General features: G+C 73.7%; 15 protein-coding genes. 4 read left to right on the forward strand and 11 right to left on the reverse strand.

Annotated features, from left to right (window positions below; translation table 11 throughout):
- Positions 1–84 precede the first annotated feature (84 nt).
- Together ACZ68P_RS13970 and ACZ68P_RS13975 are read right to left on the reverse strand one after the other, a co-directional pair.
- Positions 85–318 carry a hypothetical protein gene (locus ACZ68P_RS13970; protein WP_471005777.1) on the reverse strand — a complete coding sequence of 78 codons (234 nt, stop codon included), beginning with the start codon at positions 316–318 and terminating at the stop codon, positions 85–87.
- A gap of 748 nt (positions 319–1,066) precedes the next feature.
- The gene (locus ACZ68P_RS13975; protein WP_471005779.1) at positions 1,067–1,633 is read right to left on the reverse strand and encodes a DM13 domain-containing protein; all 567 of its coding nucleotides are present in this window, start codon (positions 1,631–1,633) and stop codon (positions 1,067–1,069) included.
- A 272-nt stretch (positions 1,634–1,905) separates the two neighbouring features.
- On the opposite strand from ACZ68P_RS13975, the gene ACZ68P_RS13980 reads away from it, so the two are divergent.
- On the forward strand, positions 1,906–3,987 hold the full coding sequence (locus ACZ68P_RS13980) for an FG-GAP repeat domain-containing protein (protein WP_471005781.1): 2,082 nt from the start codon (positions 1,906–1,908) through the stop codon (positions 3,985–3,987).
- Positions 3,988–4,045: 58 nt separating this feature from the next.
- Here the strand turns inward: ACZ68P_RS13980 and ACZ68P_RS13985 are convergent, their stop codons facing one another.
- Both ACZ68P_RS13985 and ACZ68P_RS13990 read right to left on the reverse strand, forming a co-directional pair.
- Positions 4,046–4,663, reverse strand: coding sequence for a TOPRIM nucleotidyl transferase/hydrolase domain-containing protein (locus tag ACZ68P_RS13985; protein WP_471006373.1), 618 nt, complete (start codon positions 4,661–4,663; stop codon positions 4,046–4,048).
- A 348-nt stretch (positions 4,664–5,011) separates the two neighbouring features.
- Complete coding sequence (locus ACZ68P_RS13990; protein WP_471005782.1) at positions 5,012–5,632, reverse strand: hypothetical protein; 621 nt, start codon at positions 5,630–5,632, stop codon at positions 5,012–5,014.
- Positions 5,633–5,904: 272 nt separating this feature from the next.
- Between ACZ68P_RS13990 and ACZ68P_RS13995 the strand changes: the two genes are divergently transcribed.
- Positions 5,905–7,416, forward strand: coding sequence for a glycoside hydrolase family 6 protein (locus ACZ68P_RS13995; protein ID WP_471005783.1), 1,512 nt, complete (start codon positions 5,905–5,907; stop codon positions 7,414–7,416).
- 85 nt (positions 7,417–7,501) lie between these two features.
- On the opposite strand, the gene ACZ68P_RS14000 is transcribed toward ACZ68P_RS13995, so the two are convergent.
- From ACZ68P_RS14000 to ACZ68P_RS14010, 3 genes are all read right to left on the reverse strand, one after another.
- Positions 7,502–8,266: a hypothetical protein gene (locus tag ACZ68P_RS14000; RefSeq protein WP_471005785.1), complete on the reverse strand. Its 765-nt coding sequence runs from the start codon at positions 8,264–8,266 to the stop codon at positions 7,502–7,504.
- 196 nt (positions 8,267–8,462) lie between these two features.
- A complete protein-coding gene (gene argG / locus ACZ68P_RS14005) occupies positions 8,463–9,911 on the reverse strand; it encodes an argininosuccinate synthase (protein WP_365714852.1) in 1,449 nt (482 codons plus the stop codon).
- A gap of 55 nt (positions 9,912–9,966) precedes the next feature.
- Entirely contained in the window at positions 9,967–10,500 is a 534-nt protein-coding gene (locus tag ACZ68P_RS14010) for a holo-ACP synthase (protein WP_471005787.1), read from the reverse strand.
- Here ACZ68P_RS14010 and ACZ68P_RS14015 point away from each other — a divergent pair.
- Positions 10,396–11,481, forward strand: a complete 1,086-nt coding sequence (locus tag ACZ68P_RS14015) for a branched-chain amino acid aminotransferase (protein WP_471005789.1) — start codon at positions 10,396–10,398, stop codon at positions 11,479–11,481. The genes ACZ68P_RS14010 and ACZ68P_RS14015 overlap by 105 nt on opposite strands.
- Before the next feature lie 314 nt (positions 11,482–11,795).
- Here ACZ68P_RS14015 and ACZ68P_RS14020 read toward each other — a convergent pair whose 3' ends face one another.
- Together ACZ68P_RS14020 and ACZ68P_RS14025 are read right to left on the reverse strand one after the other, a co-directional pair.
- A complete protein-coding gene (locus ACZ68P_RS14020; RefSeq protein WP_471005790.1) occupies positions 11,796–12,353 on the reverse strand; it encodes an STAS domain-containing protein in 558 nt (185 codons plus the stop codon).
- Positions 12,354–12,558: 205 nt separating this feature from the next.
- Positions 12,559–12,924 carry a hypothetical protein gene (locus ACZ68P_RS14025; protein ID WP_471005792.1) on the reverse strand — a complete coding sequence of 122 codons (366 nt, stop codon included), beginning with the start codon at positions 12,922–12,924 and terminating at the stop codon, positions 12,559–12,561.
- A 121-nt stretch (positions 12,925–13,045) separates the two neighbouring features.
- Here ACZ68P_RS14025 and ACZ68P_RS14030 point away from each other — a divergent pair, with 121 nt between their 5' ends.
- A complete protein-coding gene (locus tag ACZ68P_RS14030) occupies positions 13,046–13,849 on the forward strand; it encodes a GAF domain-containing protein (protein ID WP_471005793.1) in 804 nt (267 codons plus the stop codon).
- 125 nt (positions 13,850–13,974) lie between these two features.
- On the opposite strand, the gene ACZ68P_RS14035 is transcribed toward ACZ68P_RS14030, so the two are convergent.
- Positions 13,975–15,549 (reverse strand): hypothetical protein, encoded by a 1,575-nt coding sequence (locus ACZ68P_RS14035; RefSeq protein WP_471005794.1) that lies wholly within the window; start codon positions 15,547–15,549, stop codon positions 13,975–13,977.
- A gap of 209 nt (positions 15,550–15,758) precedes the next feature.
- On the reverse strand, positions 15,759–16,598 hold the full coding sequence (locus tag ACZ68P_RS14040; RefSeq protein WP_471005795.1) for an N-formylglutamate amidohydrolase: 840 nt from the start codon (positions 16,596–16,598) through the stop codon (positions 15,759–15,761).
- Positions 16,599–16,620: the final 22 nt, after the last annotated feature.

Here is a 16,620-nt window from a genome sequence, read left to right on the forward strand (position 1 = left end):
GCCGACGGGCGGCTCGGGCACCCGCCGGGCGCCACAGCCCGGGCACCGGGCGCGTCGGCGCTCCCGCCCGCAGGAGCAACCCGCCTACGGAGCCGAGTCGTCGTTCCGGGCGTGCCCCACCTTCAGGCTGCCCAGCGGAGGGAAGTCGTCGGTGCTGTCGCCGGGCGAGAGGGTGTAGACGCCGATCACCCGGCCCCGGTCGTCCACCACCGGGAGGCTCGCCGGCGGTTCCACACCGCCGGCGGCCCGCAGGAGGAGCGCCCGGTCCTGCTCCAGGACGGTCAGCGTGACGACTTCGCCGGTGTTCCGCTCGGACATGCGCTCACCCTTGTCGATGATCGGATCGGTTGTCGGACCAAGGGGCCACGGTAGGGCGGTGGGGACCGGCAGCCGTACAGCGACACCCGGGAGCGACGGTCGAGGGCGCCGACGCTCGGGACGTCCGCCCGCACGGACCCGCCCGGCCCGCGGCCTCCCCCCGACGGCGTACACCTGGTCGTCGGGACGGGACCTAGGGGTGAGAGTGGCAGTCACGGCCGTGCGCGCTGTCGCGGGGTGGCCTCCGCACGCCACCCGCGAGGGAGATGCCGATGGCCCGGAACACGGAGACCCCACCCGCCCTCGCCGCCCCCTGACCGGCGAAGGACCCGCCGCGCATGACGAACCCGGGCACCCTCGTCCTGATCATGGCCGCCGCCGTGCTGGCACCGCTGCTGGTGTACGTGACGGGGCGCCGGATCCGCGTCCCGCTGGTCACGGCCGCTGCCGCCCGGCGCCGCACCCGCGCCCGCACGCGCGGGCGGGCAGGTCGCCGGCACCCTCCAGGCGAGCACGTTGGCGGGCGCCACATCGCCGACGTGGACGAAGTCCTGTCGCTGCATCCCGTCCACGGGAGCCGCTCCGGTGACCGACCCACGCGGGCCCGTAAGACTTCCGTCATGGCGCGTACGCCACTCCACCCCGACCCCGTACGCCCGGGACGTACGCCACTCCACCCCGACCTCGGACGGCCAGGGACCTATTCCGCCCACACCGACCCCGGACGGCCACAGGCCGCCCCCGCCCCTCAGACGCGGACCAGCTCCGCCGCTCCGAAGGAGACGTCGAAGCGATCGCACCAGATGCTGACGCTGGTGTAGGCGCTCCAGTCGACATCGGCGGGCAGCGGGTAGTTCTGGTCTCCCTTGTTGCCCTTCAACGCGCCCAGGCTGACGTACTTCCCGTCGTCGAACACGCGCCAGCCGGCCGTCCCAGGCCTGACCGGCGCGTCCGTCAGCCAGACGCGGAGGTCGGGACCGCTGCTCGTGTCCAGGCCCTCAAGGCGGAGGGTGTGCCGTCCGTCCGCCAGTCGGATGATCTGCGCGGTGCCCGTGGTGGCGTGTTCGTGGCTGATCAGCGATCCCCGGGCGAGGGTCCGCGGGCCGGCACCCGGCGCGGGAGCCGTCGGCCGGCCGGCGTGGGGGGACGCCGTGGGGGATGCCGTCACGGGCATCGCGGCGGAGGGCAGTTCCTCCCGTACGGTCTCGTCGACCCAGAGCCGCCAGGGCTGGAACCACACGAGCCCGACGGTCACGACCACGGCACCGACGGCCGTGACCACGGCTGTCAGTCTCTTCCTCGTCACGCTGTCCATGGCGCGCCCCTTTCAGGCCGGAGTCTTCTCTCCGCCCATTCAACGGGACCGCGCGGCGCCGATCGCTCCGTCGAGGCTACGAAATCCTTACGGTGGCGCTCACGGTGGGCCCGTCCGGCATCCCGTCCGGCGCCGTCACCTCCGCCGGCCCGACCTCACCCCCTGCAGCGGCTGGGGGACCAGCCTGCGGGGTAGTCTGCGGGCTCAGTCAGTGGCGACGCGAAGGGTTTCGAATGCCGAGGTGGGGGCGTGGCGGTCATGTCACGGGATGGGTGACGGCGGCTCTGCTGACGGTGGGTCTCCTGCCGCAGCCCGCGGCGGCGGCGACGGTCCCGAACGGGGAGGTCGTCGCCGCGGCCATCACGACCAGGGCTGTCGAGCCGACATGGAAGATGGCCCTGACCGAATCCGAGAACGGCGTTCGGCCGGAGCGCCGGACACGGTTCGCTCTGGACATCGCCGCCGTCGAGAACGGCGGAAGCGGAGTCCCCCGGGTGGCGATGAGTCAGGTCGTCGCGGACCTGAACCGTGCCGCGCGCCCGCTGTGCCATCCGACCAACGCGGCGGGGGCCAAGGGCTTCTGCTGGGAGGCCGGCGAGGACAGCAGCACGTTGGTCTACGTGCCGCAGGGCCTGACGGGTTCCGGCGAGGCTCCGGAGAACGCCCAGCTCGTGGGCGGCCGGCGCATCGTGGTCTCCAGCTGGTACAAGTCCGGAGGCGGCCCGATCCGCGTCACCCTCACCGACGTGACCGATCCGGCGGCCGTGCGCTACCGCCACGTCCTGCTGGTCACCCCGACGCCCACGGGCTTCACCGGGCTGAGCGGTCACGCGGACTCCGTGACCTGGTACAAGAACCGCCTCTACGTGTCCACCGCCTCCGGCATGGCCCTGTTCGACCTCACCCGGTTCTGGCGCACGGACCCGAGCGGCACCGGCGTCGGCGTCTCGGGCGGCAAGTACTACGCGGCGGGTCACGCCTACGCCCTGCCACAGGTCGACCAGTTGCAGTACCTCCAGGAGAACCCGGGCAGCTGCGGAACCTTCCACGCGGGGGTGGACGGCGGCCCCAAGCCGCCGCCTTGCTTCGCGGGGGCGTCGCTCGACCTCAGCGGGGGCGAGCCCGCGCTCGTCACGACCGAGGTCAGCGGGGTCCGCACCGGCGCGCAGCAGCAGTTCCTGGACGCCGGGGTGATCGTGCGCTGGCCGCTGGACCCCGCCACGGGCCTGCCCCGGACCACGGCGGAGCCGGTCAAGGACAGCAGCGGGAACGTTATCGGCACCGAGGTCGTGACCCGGCCGGTCGCCGCCTTCACCTCCACCGTCAGCGGGGCGCAGGGCGTCGCCATGAACCGCGGCAGGTTCGTCGTCTCCGCCCCCTGCCCCGAGTTCGTGGAAGGAGGCGCGAACATCCCCAGCTGCCTCTACCACGCATGGCCCGGTGAGCCGGTGCGTCTGTGGACCCGTACGGGCATCAACAACGAGAACGTCTCCTACTGGCCGGCGACGGACGAGCTCTGGACGCTCAACGAGTCCACGACGGACCGCACCGTCTTCACCATTCCGTGGCCCAGGCCCGAACTCCCCCTGCGTGCGCTCACCGGCCTGGGCGGCGACCTGACGGGCGACGGGACGCCGGACGTGATCGCGGTGCGGCCCAAGGCCTCGACGCCCACCGGCGGAAGCGGCAACCTCGTCCTCTATCCGGGGGCGGAGGACGGCGTGGCGACACGCACGTCCATCGGGACCGGCTGGGACAGCATCCGTCTGGTGGCGGGCGTGGGAAAGGTGACCGGCGACGCCTTCCCGGACGTGCTCGCCGTGGACAACGGCGGAACCTTGTGGCTGTATCCGGGCATCCGCAACGGCCTCGGCGACCGCCGCCAGGTCTCGACCGGCTGGGGCATCGTGCAGCGGATGACCGGCGTCGGCGACCTCACCGGCGACGGCGTCCCGGACCTCATGGCCGTCTGGAACGACGGCACGGCCCACCTCTACGCGGGCCGGTCCGACGGCCTCGGCGCCGAGAAGCAGATCGGGACCAGCTGGGACACCATGCGCCTGTCGACGGGCGCGGGCGACCTGACCGGCGACGCCCTCCCGGACGTGCTCGCCGTGGACAACGGCGGAACCCTGTGGCTGTATCCGGGCATCCGGAACGGCCTCGGCGACCGCCGCCAGGTCTCCACCGGCTGGGGCGTCGTACGGAGCATGGCCGGTGCCGGCGACCTGACGGGCGACGGCCTTCCGGACACCCTCGCGATCTGGGCCGACGGCACGGCCCGCCTCTACGCGGGCCGGTCCGGCGGCCTGGGCACCAACACCCCGGTGGACCTGGGATGGGGCGCCCGCTAGGGGCGTGTGTCGCGGCGGCCTGATCGACACGGCCGAGGGCCTGCCGCGCATCACGCGGTCAGAGAGCGGCGAACAGGTCGGCGAGCGGGGCGGGTACGCGGTCCTGGTCGAGGGCTTCGACCAGGACGTGGCCGTACCGGATCTTGCGCCCCTTCTTCGTGCCGAAGAAGCGCCGCAGCCGCTGATGATCGGTGCGGCCGCTCTGCGCGGGCTGGCGCAGGAAGGTCCGCAGGGCACGCCAGTCGCCCTCCGCCCGGACGAGCTCCTCCACCCGCGACACGCCCAGCGCCCGGATGAGCTCGTCCTCCAGGTCCGCCGCGCAGACGAAGAACTCCTGCCGCGCCTCGCCGGCCCGCTCCCACCCGCGGGCGTAGTACGGCCGCTCCGCCTCGTCGCAGAGTCCAGTGAGACTCAGGCCCAGGCCGGACGGCCCGAGCAGGGGAGTGAAGCGCCCGACGCTCATCGCACCGCCCATCGGCAGGACGCAGATCCCTTCGGCGGCCAGGTCCCGGCCACGGCTCAAGGCCAGCGCGTCGACCGCCGCGGCGTCGCTGGGGCCTTCGAGCAGGACGACCGTACGGACGGACAGCCGCGCGGCCAGGTCGCGCGCGGGGTCGCCGGGACCACCGGCGGCCCAGGCGACGACCGCCTCCCGGAACGCTTCCATGTCAGCCATGGGACGAGTCTCCGCTCCCTCCGGCCGCCCGCCGCTTCCGCCGCTCCGGGCCGTGAGGCCGGCGAGGCGCGCCGCGGGCATGACGCGTCCGGCGTCGTCCGGCGCCCCGTCGACCACCGCCCGGGACGCCGCCTCGCCCTCGTCGGCGGAGCTGTCGGACGTCGCCCGGACGGCTGCCAGGCGCTGGTCCCGGGCCGCGGTGGTCTCCTGATGCATGCGACGTACCTTGCCGCATCGCCGTCCACGCCTGTCAAACACTTTGCGGGGCGGGCGGTTCCGCCGGGGGAGCGGTGCGAGGCGGCACCGGGGGACACGACATCGGAGCCGTCGTCCGGAGCCAGCGCTCGGCTACCTCCTGTGCCGGTCCGGGTCGTAGCCGGCCGTGAGGAACGGCTTGATGCCCAAGGCGTGGAAGCCGTACTCGAGCTGCTGGTACCAGCCGCGGTTGTCCTCCAGCTCCTTGGCCACCTGGACGGGCACGCCGCTCCGGGCGTCCGCGGTGGACACCATGACCACGTGCGAGGTGCCCAGGTCGCTCGGATCGGAGGGATTGTCGATCACGGTGAAGTCCCAGAGCGCGGCACCGGGCACGTCCGACGCGGCCGCGAGGCGCTGCAGCACGAACGTCGGCTGCCGCAGCAGCACCCCGGACTGCGCCCGGATGCCGAACGCCCCCGGCTGCACGACGCGCCACGGAGGCTCGGGGCGGGTGTGATGGACGTCGGAGAACAGCTCGCGGCGCAAGGCGGAGTAGTCGGCGGCGGTACTCGCCAGGCGGCGCGTGTCCTCGGCCAGCTCGCGGTGCGTGTCGCAGCTCGACAGCAGGGATTCCAGCGAGGCGATCCGGCCCCGGATCCATGGTCTCAGCAACCGGTCCAGTGCGCCCAGGCGGTACGCGTCCTCGGCGGACTCGGCCACGAGCAGGGCGCCCGTGCACAGGGCCTCGTACTTGTCCATGATGCCGTCCACCCGTTCCTCCCCCTGGCGGCCTCCTGCCACCGTAGCCCTCTCGCCTTCGCGGGGGCGGCTCTTGGCCCGATCCGGTGGGCGGGGACGCGTCTCGGCGCCGGCCGCGCCGGAGGAGGCTCGCCGCCGCAGGGACCGGCCGACGGCCGGGCGGACCCGGAAGTCTGGTGCGCCTGGGGCGCGTTCTGCGATCATGGGGCCGAGGGGGCCCTCCGGTTCCCGCCGCATCCGGTCGGCGGAGCCGGCCGGCACCGACCGAACAGGATTCGTTCCCCGTGACTGTGACGCACCGTTGGCTGCGCCTCGCCGCCGCTCCGGCACTCGCCGCCGCTCTGCTGGGCACCGCCCTCGCCCCCGCGGCGCCCGCCGCCCCCGCCGCCCCTCCCGGCCCGGCTCTCTACGGCGAACTGGTGGTGAACGGCGGCTTCTCCACCGGCCTGGCACCGTGGTGGGCCACGGCGAACGCGTCCGCGACCACCACCGGCGGCGCGCTGCGCGCCACCGTCGAGGCCGGGCTCGGCGACCCCTGGGCCACCATGGCCGCGCAGGGAGGAATCACCCTCCGCAAAGGCGCGACGTACACCCTCTCCTTCGACGCCAGGGCTTCGCGGGCGACGCAGATCGCGACGACCGTCCAGCTGGCCGACGCCCCCTACACGGCGACCCTGACGCGCACCCTCGGCGTCGACGCCACGACCAGGCGCTTCAGCTGGACGTTCACCTCGGGTCTGGACACGGCCGCCGGCCAGATCACCTTCCAGCTCGGCAACCAGAGCGCGCGGACCGACATCGTCCTCGACAACGTCTCCCTGACCACTTCCACCGCCCGCGAGGGCTTCTACGTCGATCCCCGCAACAACGCCACCGCCTGGGCGGACGCCCACCCCGGCGACCCGCGCGCCGCCGGGATCCGGGCCGCCGTCGGGGACCGTTCCACCGTCAAGTGGTTCGGCGGCTGGGACGCGGACGGGAACCCCGCGACCGGTGTACGGGACGAGGTGAGCACCTACGTCGGCGCGGCCGCCGCCCAGGGGAAGGTGCCCGTCCTCGTCGCGTACAACATCCCCGGCCGTGACTGCGGAGGCCCGTCCTCCGGGGGCGCGGGCAGCCCGGCCGCGTACAAGACGTGGATCTCCGACTTCGCCCTCGGCCTCGCCGGCCGTCCGGCGATCGTCGTCCTGGAGCCGGACGCGGTGCCCCAGGCGTCGGACGAGGCGTGCATGAACGGCGGTCTCGAACCGCGCCTGGACGCCCTGTGGTTCGCGAACCAGCGGCTGCGGGAGCAGGGCGACTTCGTCCGGACGTATCTCGACGCCGGCAACCTCACCTGGACGCTCGGCGCGGACGGTACCGGCGCGCAGGGGATCGGCCTGGGGAAGATGGCCGAGCTGCTCAACCGTGCCGGGGTCTCCATGGCCCGCGGCTTCTCCGTCAACGTCTCCAACTTCGACGGCACCACCGAGTCGAACGACTACGGCCGGCGCCTCGCCGCGCGGCTCCAGACCGACTTCGGCGTGACCAGCGGCTGGGTGGTGGACACCTCACGCAACGGCAACGGCGGCTACGTCACCCCGGGCGACCCGGCGAGCGGACACGTCGGCTTCTGCAATCCGGCCGGGCGCCGGCTGGGCGTCCCGTCCCAGGCGGGCACGGGCGGCGCCGACCACCTGCTGTGGATCAAGAACCCGGGGGACTCGGACGGCGACTCGGCGCAGTGCCCGGCCGGTTCCCCGCCGGCCGGCGTCTTCTCGCCGGACCTGGCCCAGGCGCTGATCGACGGCAGCTGACCCCCCGACGCCCCGCGTCCCGCGCGAAGGCGCGCGGGACCGGACGCCACGGGGAGCCCTCGCGGCGAGGCCTTTCGGACACGATCTAGGGGGTGTCGTGCAGGGCGGCGGCGCGTTCCCGCCAGGCGCTCGCCAGGCCGTCGAGCCAGCCGGGAGGCAGTTCGGCGGCCTCCCACTCGGTCTCCAGCGCTTCGCCGGCGGTGGAGAGCCGTTCGAGCACGGCGATGCTGGTGGGGGAGTGGGCGAGCGAGTGACGGCCGTGGACGGCGATGCCGCTGCCGGGGCCGTAGTCCGCGTACAGGCGGGCCAGTTGTCCGGCGTGGGACTCGGCGAACTTCTCCAGCACGCCCGGATAGCCCACCCGCTCCTGCGCGCTCATCGTGCCGAGGACCGCCATGAGGACCTCGTCCGCCATCTCCGGCTCCAGCTCGGACTTCTGTGTGAAGGTGAGATAGAGCGCCGTCACCGCGACGTGCGCGCGTTCCACGTCCATCCGGCCGACCGGGGGGTGCGCGGCGGGGTCCTCCGTCTGCGGCCCCTGAGCGGCTGCCGTGGGCGTGGTCGCGCCGCGCAGGGTGCGCTCGGCGATACGGAAGAGCTCGTCGCCGACGGCCCGGGCGCCGTCGTACCAGCCGGTGCCGTAGGGCTCTCCCCGCTCCCGTGACGCCTCGCCCTCGATGGCGCCGACCTCGTCGCGCGCGCTCGCGACGGCGCCGGCCTCGACGAGCGAGATCAGGACATCGGCCTCGGTGCGCAGGACGCCGGCGCGGCCGAGGAGCTCGTGGAGGGTCTTCTTGGCGTTCATGACGCTGGTGGAGTCCAGGCCGTGCGCCGGGTTGGACAGGTTCATGGTCTCCAGCTTGCCCCGTTTTCCCCGCGCTGTGCGGTGAAGCCGCCACCCTCGGGCGGGCTGTTTCTCGCGCGTACGGCGGCGGGCCCCGCGGAACGCGGACGGCGGGCCCCCGCGGAACACGATCCGCAGGGGCCCGCCGCTCGGGACGCGTACGACGACCGGCTCCGATACGTACGACGACCGGTGACCGGTCTCAGTCCGTGCCGGACTCCATCGCGGCGCGGTCCAGCATCGTCTCCTCGTCCGAGACCTCGCCGCGCGAGGCGATCGCCTCGGCGCCGCCGCCCTCCATGGCGCCGATCAGGCCGGTCGAGGCCGCCTGGGCCGCGCCGATCAGCTGCGGGTGGGCGGTGCCGACCATGCCCAGGCCCGCGTACTGCTCCAGCCGCGCGCGGGAGTCGGCGATGTCCAGGTTCCGCATGGTGAGCTGGCCGATCCGGTCCACCGGGCCGAACGCCGAGTCCTCGGTCCGCTCCATGGAGAGCTTGTCCGGGTGGTAGCTGAACGCCGGGCCCGTGGTGTCGAGGATCGAGTAGTCCTCGCCGCGCCGCAGCCGCAGCGTCACCTCGCCGGTGACCGCCGCGCCGACCCAGCGCTGCAGCGACTCGCGGATCATCAGCGCCTGCGGGTCCAGCCAGCGGCCCTCGTACATCAGGCGGCCGAGGCGCCTGCCCTCGTTGTGGTACGCGGCCAGGGTGTCCTCGTTGTGGATCGCGTTCACCAGGCGCTCGTAGACGATGTGCAGCAGGGCCATGCCCGGCGCCTCGTAGATGCCGCGGCTCTTGGCCTCGATGATCCGGTTCTCGATCTGGTCGGACATGCCCAGGCCGTGCCGGCCGCCGATCGCGTTGGCCTCCATGACCAGATCGACGGGGGAGGCGAACTCCTTGCCGTTGATCGAGACCGGGCGGCCCTGGTCGAAGCCGACCGTCACGTCCTCCGTGGCGATCTCCACCGACGGGTCCCAGAACCGCACGCCCATGATCGGGTCGACCGTCTCGACTCCGGTGTCGAGGTGCTCCAGGGTCTTGGCCTCGTGGGTGGCGCCCCAGATGTTGGCGTCCGTGGAGTACGCCTTCTCCGTGGAGTCCCGGTACGGCAGCTCGTGGGCGAGCAGCCACTCCGACATCTCCTTGCGGCCGCCGAGCTCCGTGACGAAGTCCGCGTCGAGCCAGGGCTTGTAGATGCGCAGGTGCGGGTTGGCGAGCAGGCCGTAGCGGTAGAACCGCTCGATGTCGTTGCCCTTGAACGTGGAGCCGTCGCCCCAGATCTGCACCCCGTCCTCGAGCATGGCCCGCACCAGCAGCGTGCCGGTCACGGCACGCCCCAGCGGCGTGGTGTTGAAGTACGGGCGCCCGCCCGACTTGATGTGGAACGCGCCGCACGCGAGCGCCGCCAGGCCTTCCTCGACCAGCGCGGCACGGCAGTCGACGAGCCGGGTGATCTCGGCGCCGTACGCGGAGGCGCGGCCCGGCACGGACGCGATGTCCGGCTCGTCGTACTGACCGATGTCGGCGGTGTACGTGCACGGGACGGCGCCCTTGTCGCGCATCCAGGCAACGGCGACGGACGTGTCGAGTCCGCCGGAGAAGGCGATGCCGACGCGCTCGCCGGTCGGGAGGGAGGTGAGAACCTTGGACATGGGAAGAGTATGCAACGTAATGCATGATCATGCAACCTCGTGGTGGAGGGGCGTCTCAGGGGCCCGCGAGACCCGCCGCGAAGGCGTGCGCCAGGGTCCGGCCGTGGGTGAGGGTGATCAGCCAGGACCGCACCCCCGCGTCCCCGGCCAGGGCCTCCGCCCGGCCCGTCAACCTGAGGGACGGGCTGCCGGACGGCGCACGGAGCACCTCGATGCCGGTCAGGGGCGAGCCGCTGAGGCCCGCCCCCAGCGCCTTGAGCACCGCCTCCTTGGCCCGGCCTGCCGACCAGACCCGCACCCGCCCTGGCGACCGCCGAGAGGACGTCGTCGGTCTCCGCGGCGGCCCGTACGCCCTCCGTCCGCCCGTGCTCCGCGTCAAGATCCAACTTCTTGCTCCGTCAACAGATGGGCGGATAGGGTGCCGAACCGTCACTCCATGATGGAGCACGTACGCTTCCAGAGCGCCGACCGAGAGGGTCCCGCGATGAGTCTGCGGTTCACGCTTCAGCCCAACCCCGCTCCGCTGAGCCCCGACCGGCGCGCCGAGATCCTCGCGGACCCCCGGTTCGGCCAGTACTTCACGGACCACATGGCCCGAGCGGTATGGACGGCGGAAGGCGGCTGGAGTGACGCCGCGGTGGTGCCGTTCGCTCCCATCCCGATGCATCCCGCCGCGGCGGTCCTGCACTACGCGCAGGAGATCTTCGAGGGCATGAAGGCCTACCGTCACCCGGACGGCTCCGTCTGGACGTTCCGCCCAGAGGTCAACGGTGAGCGGTTCATCCGCTCCGCGCGGCGCCTGGCCCTCCCCGAGCTGCCCCTCTCCGCGTTCCTCGACTCGGTGCGCGAACTCGTCCGCGCCGACCAGGCGTGGGTGCCGGGCGAAGGCGAACAGAGCCTGTACCTGCGGCCGTTCATGTTCGCGTCCGAGCCGTTCCTCGGCGTGCGGCCCGCCGCCGAGGTGACCTACATGGTCATCGCCTCGCCGGTCGGCTCGTACTTCTCCGGCGGAGTGAAGCCGGTGTCGATCTGGCTGTCGACGGACTACACCCGCGCGGGGCGCGGCGGGACCGGCGCCGCCAAGTGCGGCGGCAACTACGCGGCGAGCCTGGCGCCGATGCGGGAGGCCGCCGAGCACGGCTGCGACCAGGTCTGCTTCCTCGACGCGACCGAGGGCCGCTACGTCGAGGAGCTCGGCGGCATGAACCTGTACTTCGTCACGAACGACGGCCGCCTGGTCACCCCGGAGCTCGGCACCATCCTGGAGGGTGTCACGCGCGCCTCCATCCTCTCCCTCGCCAAGGAGATCGGGCTCGAGGTGGAGGAACGGCCGATCGAGATCACCGAATGGCAGGAGGGTGTGCGGACCGGGGCCATCCGGGAGGTGTTCGCCTGCGGCACCGGAGCCGTGGTGACGCCCGTCGGGCGGCTGGTCTGGAACGACGGTGAGGCGCTCGCGCCGGACACGGGCGCCGAGGACTCCGTGACCATGCGCCTGCGCAACCGGCTCGTGGACATCCAGTTCGGCCGGGCCGCCGACCCGCACGGCTGGATGCGCCGCCTGGTCTGAGGCCTCACGCCCCGGGCGGCTGCCTCACGCCCCGGACGCCCGCCTCACGCGCCGAGCGGGCGCCCGGCGGCGCCCCGGCCGAGACCGGCCGGGGCGTCACACCAGGCTTCACGTCGGGCGTCGCGCCATGGCTCAGGCCCGGCCGCAGAGGAGTGGGGGACGGTGGCGGCGGATCACGACCCGGCGCCGGGGGGCGGCCGGTCGGGCCGCGGCCGAAGACGGCCGGTCGATGTCTTCGCGAGGGACCTCGCGAGGCTTCCAGAGCAGCAGGAGAACCGCCCCCGCCATCGGCGCGCAGGTCAGCAGCGCGAAGGTCATGACATCCCCGCGGTGCTCGGCGCGACCGCCCACCTCCGGCGCGGGGGCGTCGCCACGGGGGCCGGCCCATCCCGCCGTGGTGCCCCGGAGCGACCTCGTCCGCTCCGGGGCGGACGACCGGCGCGCAACAGGGCCACGGCGCACAGAAGACGCCGGACTGCGGGGGACGGCGGCTCCATTCGGAGCCGCAGGCCGCGGCGCATCCACCGGTCCAGCACGTCGAGGAATCCCGAATCGCAGAACGTGACGCGGGAGGTGTCCAGGACAAGCGAGCGGTAGCCGTCCGCGGCGGCCGAGGCGAGCATCGCCCGCAGGGGCCCGGCGCTGAAGCGGTCGATTTCGCCCGCCAGGTGGACGACCAGGGTGGTGTGGCCGCGAGTGGTGCAGGAGTGGACGATTATGTCGTCCGGTGCGGTGTCCGCACCCGCCGGAGCCGTCGCTCCGGTCGCCGTCGAGGGATCCGGCTCGGGCTGGGTCGTTCCGGGCAGTATCGGGCTCGTTCCGTTTGTGGTACTCACGCCCCCATCAACACTCCGCCTCCCTTGCGAGGACACGAGGCACGCGGGCCGTTCACCCCTGCGAGCAGGGCGGATCCCTGTCTTGGAGGAACCCCTCCGTCGTCCGGTCGAGCGGACGACGCTCAGGATCCGCCGGCCTACCGCTTCCGCCTTCGTCCACCGGTACGCGGGTTCATCCAGGGGCGGGCATGGGCGGGGCGGGTGAGGCGGGGTCGGGCCGGACGGGGGGAGACCGGGCGGGTCATGGAGCCTCGTTGCTGTGCCCGCACACCCACGCCAGGGCGTCGTGCACGCCCCGGTGGTAGTCCCGCGGCCCCGCCGCGCTGGTGGGGTCCTCCATCTGCACCACGGCCGCGTCCACCTCCGCGGTGAGGGCCGGAAGCCCGGGGCCGCCTTCGGCACTGCCGCTCCCGGTGACCGGCGAGCGCTCCGCGCCGCCGAGGGCCCATCGGTACGCCGCTGCCGCGCCGCTGGTGAACTGGGGCGACGGGGAGTCCACCGTCTCGGCCCGGGCGCCCAGCCGGTTCCGGGCCACGACCACGGCGGCGTACTCCCTGGTGCCCACCAGTGCTTCCCGGCCCTGTCGACTGCTCGCGTGACGAGTCATACGTCACGCCTACCCGGCACGGGCCCCCTGATGTCCGGTGCGCGCCCGCGGCGTACGCGGTGGGGACGAACGGGATCGATGGAGGACACATGAGATTCCGCCAGAGTGGTAGACGAAGGGGATGAGGAGCACGCCGGAGGCACCACCATCGATCGTGCACGACGTCTCGGTCGCCGCTGCCGTCGGGAGACGCGCCCTGCCGAACCGGCTCTGTGCCGCGTTCACCCGGTCGCTGGGAGCCCAGCGGGCGACCCTGTCCCTGCTGCCGCGCGTGGAGCACTGGCAGCTCCTGCACGCCACCGACGAGTCGGCCCTGCGGGCCGAGGCGGCGCAGTTCACCCGAGCGGACGGCCCGTCGGTAAGTGCCGCCCTCGAGATGCGGCCGGTCTTCGTCCCCGACGTCCCCGAGGCGCCGGACCACCCGTGCCCCACCGGCCACGACCCGGCCGACGGGCTCGTGGACGCCCGGCACGCGCTGGCCCTTCCGCTGCACGTCCGGGACACGCCGATCGGGGTGATCTGCCTCTACTACACCGAGCACGCGCCGCTCACCGCGACCGGCATCAGCCACGCGCAGCGCGCCGCCGACGTCGCCCTGGAGGCCCTGCTGCGCTGGCGGGCCGTGCACGCCAGCTCCGACCGGGGCAGGCCGGTGTGGACGACCGACACCCGCGCCGCGCGCTGGGAGCGCATCCACCAGGCCGCCGACTACGTGGCCGCCCGCGAGGACTGCGCGGCGGCCGAGGGCCTCGCCTGGCTCCAGGAGGTGAGCGTGCGCGACGGCCTGTCGCTGCTCGACGTCGCGGACACCGTGCTGCAGCCCTCGCACGCCCACCGGCTCCAGGCCGGAGCGATCGGCCCGGCGTCGGGCCCCGCCGCTCCGCCGCCCGCTCCCCGGCAGGGGGAGCGCCCCTCGACGGCGTGAGTGCTCCCCGCTGACCGGCGCAGGAGGAGGCACACCGGACGCGACTGCACCCCGCCCGAACAGCGGGTGCTGTCCGGGCGGGGTTGTGCGGGCGGGGGAGCGCGGGGCGCGCCCCCGTCGGCGCGTCAGGCGCTGTCCGGCGCGCTCGTCGCCTTCGTATGGCGCACGACGGCCGAGCCGGCCAGTGCGACCACGGCCGCCGCGCTGAGCACCGCCACGGCCTTGGCCCAGGCGAAGGTGGAGCCGAGACTGCTGGTCAGCAGATCGACGGTGCGGGCACTCGCGAGCGCGTGAAGCGCGATGACGCCGACGGCGAGTCCCGCCGAGGCGGCCCAGACGCCCAGCGTGTCGCGGACCGCGATCCAGACGGCGAACACCAGGCACAGGACGGCGACCGTCACCGACAGCGTGCCCGCGTAGCCGGACGCGCCGAGAGCGGCGAGATCCGTCGGCAGATGGATGAGACCGCAGGCGAACAGCGCGATCGCCGCGGGCCAGCGGAGCCCCGAACGCAGGCCCGGTGTGGAGGTGTGGCTGCCGGGACCCGCGGCCAGCGCGCCGTCCAGTGCCTTCGGCCACAGCGCCGATCCGTCCCGCGGCTGCTTCGGCTGCTTCGTTTGCCTGGACCGCTTCGGCTGCTTCGGCTGCTTCTGGGCGGGGGCGATGACCGGGACCGGGTCCCTGCCGGGCGCCGGGTGGTCCTCCTGCGGGACCGGCGCCGCCACCGCCGGGGCCGGGCGCTCCCTGGCCTCCGAGCCGCTGGGAGAGCGCCAGTCACTGCTGTCCGTGCCCAGGATGCTCACGAGCTGCACCACGTCCTCGATCGGCCGGCCCACGGCCGCCGCGCGCAGGGTCGTCTCCGCCTGATGGAGGTCGTACCCCGACGCGTTGAGCAGCGCGACCAGCTGCCGGACCTCCTCCAGGGGGCGGGAGACCGCGGCCGCGCGGAGCGCGACGTCGCCGGGGCTGGACAGTTCGCCCGTCTCCTTCAGCCGGGCGACCAGCGAGGCGACCTCCGCCACCGGACGCTCGGTCGCCGCCGTCCACAGGAGGGTGTGTATCGCCTCGTCGTCGGCGTCGGTGTGCTTCGGCGCCGACGAGACGGCCACCGGGTCCGTCACCGGGACCGCCGAGGGCGCGGGCCCCTCCTTCACCTCGGGCTCGGGCTTCGGAGCCTCGGACTCCGGCGTGGCCGCCACGGGCTCCGGCGTCCTCACCTCGGGCTCCGGCTTGACCGCCGCAGGCTCGGACTCGGCCGCCGCGGGCTCGGGTTCGGGCGCCTTCGCCGCGGGCTCGGGCTTCGGGGCCTCGGGCTCCGGCGCCCGGGCCTCGGGCTCCCGGGTCTCCGAGGTCTGCTCCCGCCTCAGGACCACCGACGGTTCCGGGGCCTTGGGCGCCGGCGCCGGTTCCAGCGTCTTGACGGCCGGCACCTGGGGCGCCGTCGTCGGCCGGGGCGGCTCGGTCGTCCGCCATGGGGCTTCGTAGGGAGGCGCCGGGCCGACCGGAGCGGCGGCCACGACCGGGACGCTCGGCGGCCGGGTCGGCATGGCCGGCGGCCGGGTCGGCATGGCGGGGGTGAGCTGCGCGCTGGGAGCCGGGTGCGGAGGGACGGCGAACACGGGGTCCGGCGCGGGGGCGGGACCGGCGGTCCGTTCTGCGTCGTCTTCCGCCGGATTGCTGTTGAAGGGTACGGGGGTCATGTCGCGGGCTCCGTTCGTGGAACATCCGGTAGGTGTCCACCGTGGCTGTCTCGTGACGCACCAGAAGGCGCACACTTGAGTACAACTAGTGCGCAATTCGCGACACTGCGCCATCCGGGAACGGCCCTGCTAAGCCGACGGGGCGACAAGGACGCTCCGGCCGGTCCTCAGGGGTCGCCCCGCCCCTCGGAACGGATCCGCCGCGCCGCTCAGCCGGACGCCCACGCGACGAGGCCGGCCAGCGCCCCCGCCAGCGCGTCGACCCCGGGCCCGGCGGCGCCCCCCGGCCCGTCCATGGAGAGGTCGCGCCGGATCTCGACCATCAGCGCGCTGACCTCCGGCGCCTTCCCGTAGTACCGCAGAGGCACGTACGTGCCCGCGAACGGGCTGTCCGCCTCCGTGCCGCCGAAGCCGGCGAACGCCCGGCGGGCGGCGTCGAGCAGCGGGCCGGGGGTGTGGAAGGGGTCGGTGCCCAGGCAGACCGGCGGGCGGGGCCCGTCGCCGTGGAGTTCGTACGGCAGGGCTTCGGCCGGGTACGAGTGCACGTCCAGGATCACCGCCCGCCCGACCGCCTCCAGCCGCTCCGCGACGGCGTCGGTCACGGCCCGCGCGTAGGGGTGGAAGTAGCGCTCGATCAGCGGCTGCCCGTCGAAGCCGTCCGGGCGCAGCTCCTCGCGGTGGGTGGTCCGGGTGTAGACGGCGCCCATGCCGACCGCCAGCATCTCCTCGCGCTCGTCGGGGAACCGCTCCGGGTCGACGACCAGACGGGAGAGCCCGTTGACGAACCGCCAGGGAGTGAGGGGCGCGGCCTCGGCCGCCCCGGCGGCGATCTCCGCGGTGTACGCGTCGGTGATGTGGTCCAACTCCCGCGTCAGGGCCGCGTCGTCGAGCGTGATCCCGGCGCGGACGTCCGCCGGGACGACCCGGGAGGAGTGCGGCACGTGGAGGATCACGGGGGAGTCGGGCGCGCCCGGCAGGAGCCGGAAGGCAGGGGAGACGGAGGAGGAAGAGGAAGGAGAGGCAGGAGAGGAGGAAGAGGTGTCGGTCATCTGATTCCTCGCGGTGTTTCGC

The organism is Streptomyces sp. NPDC036822, assembly GCF_055609145.1.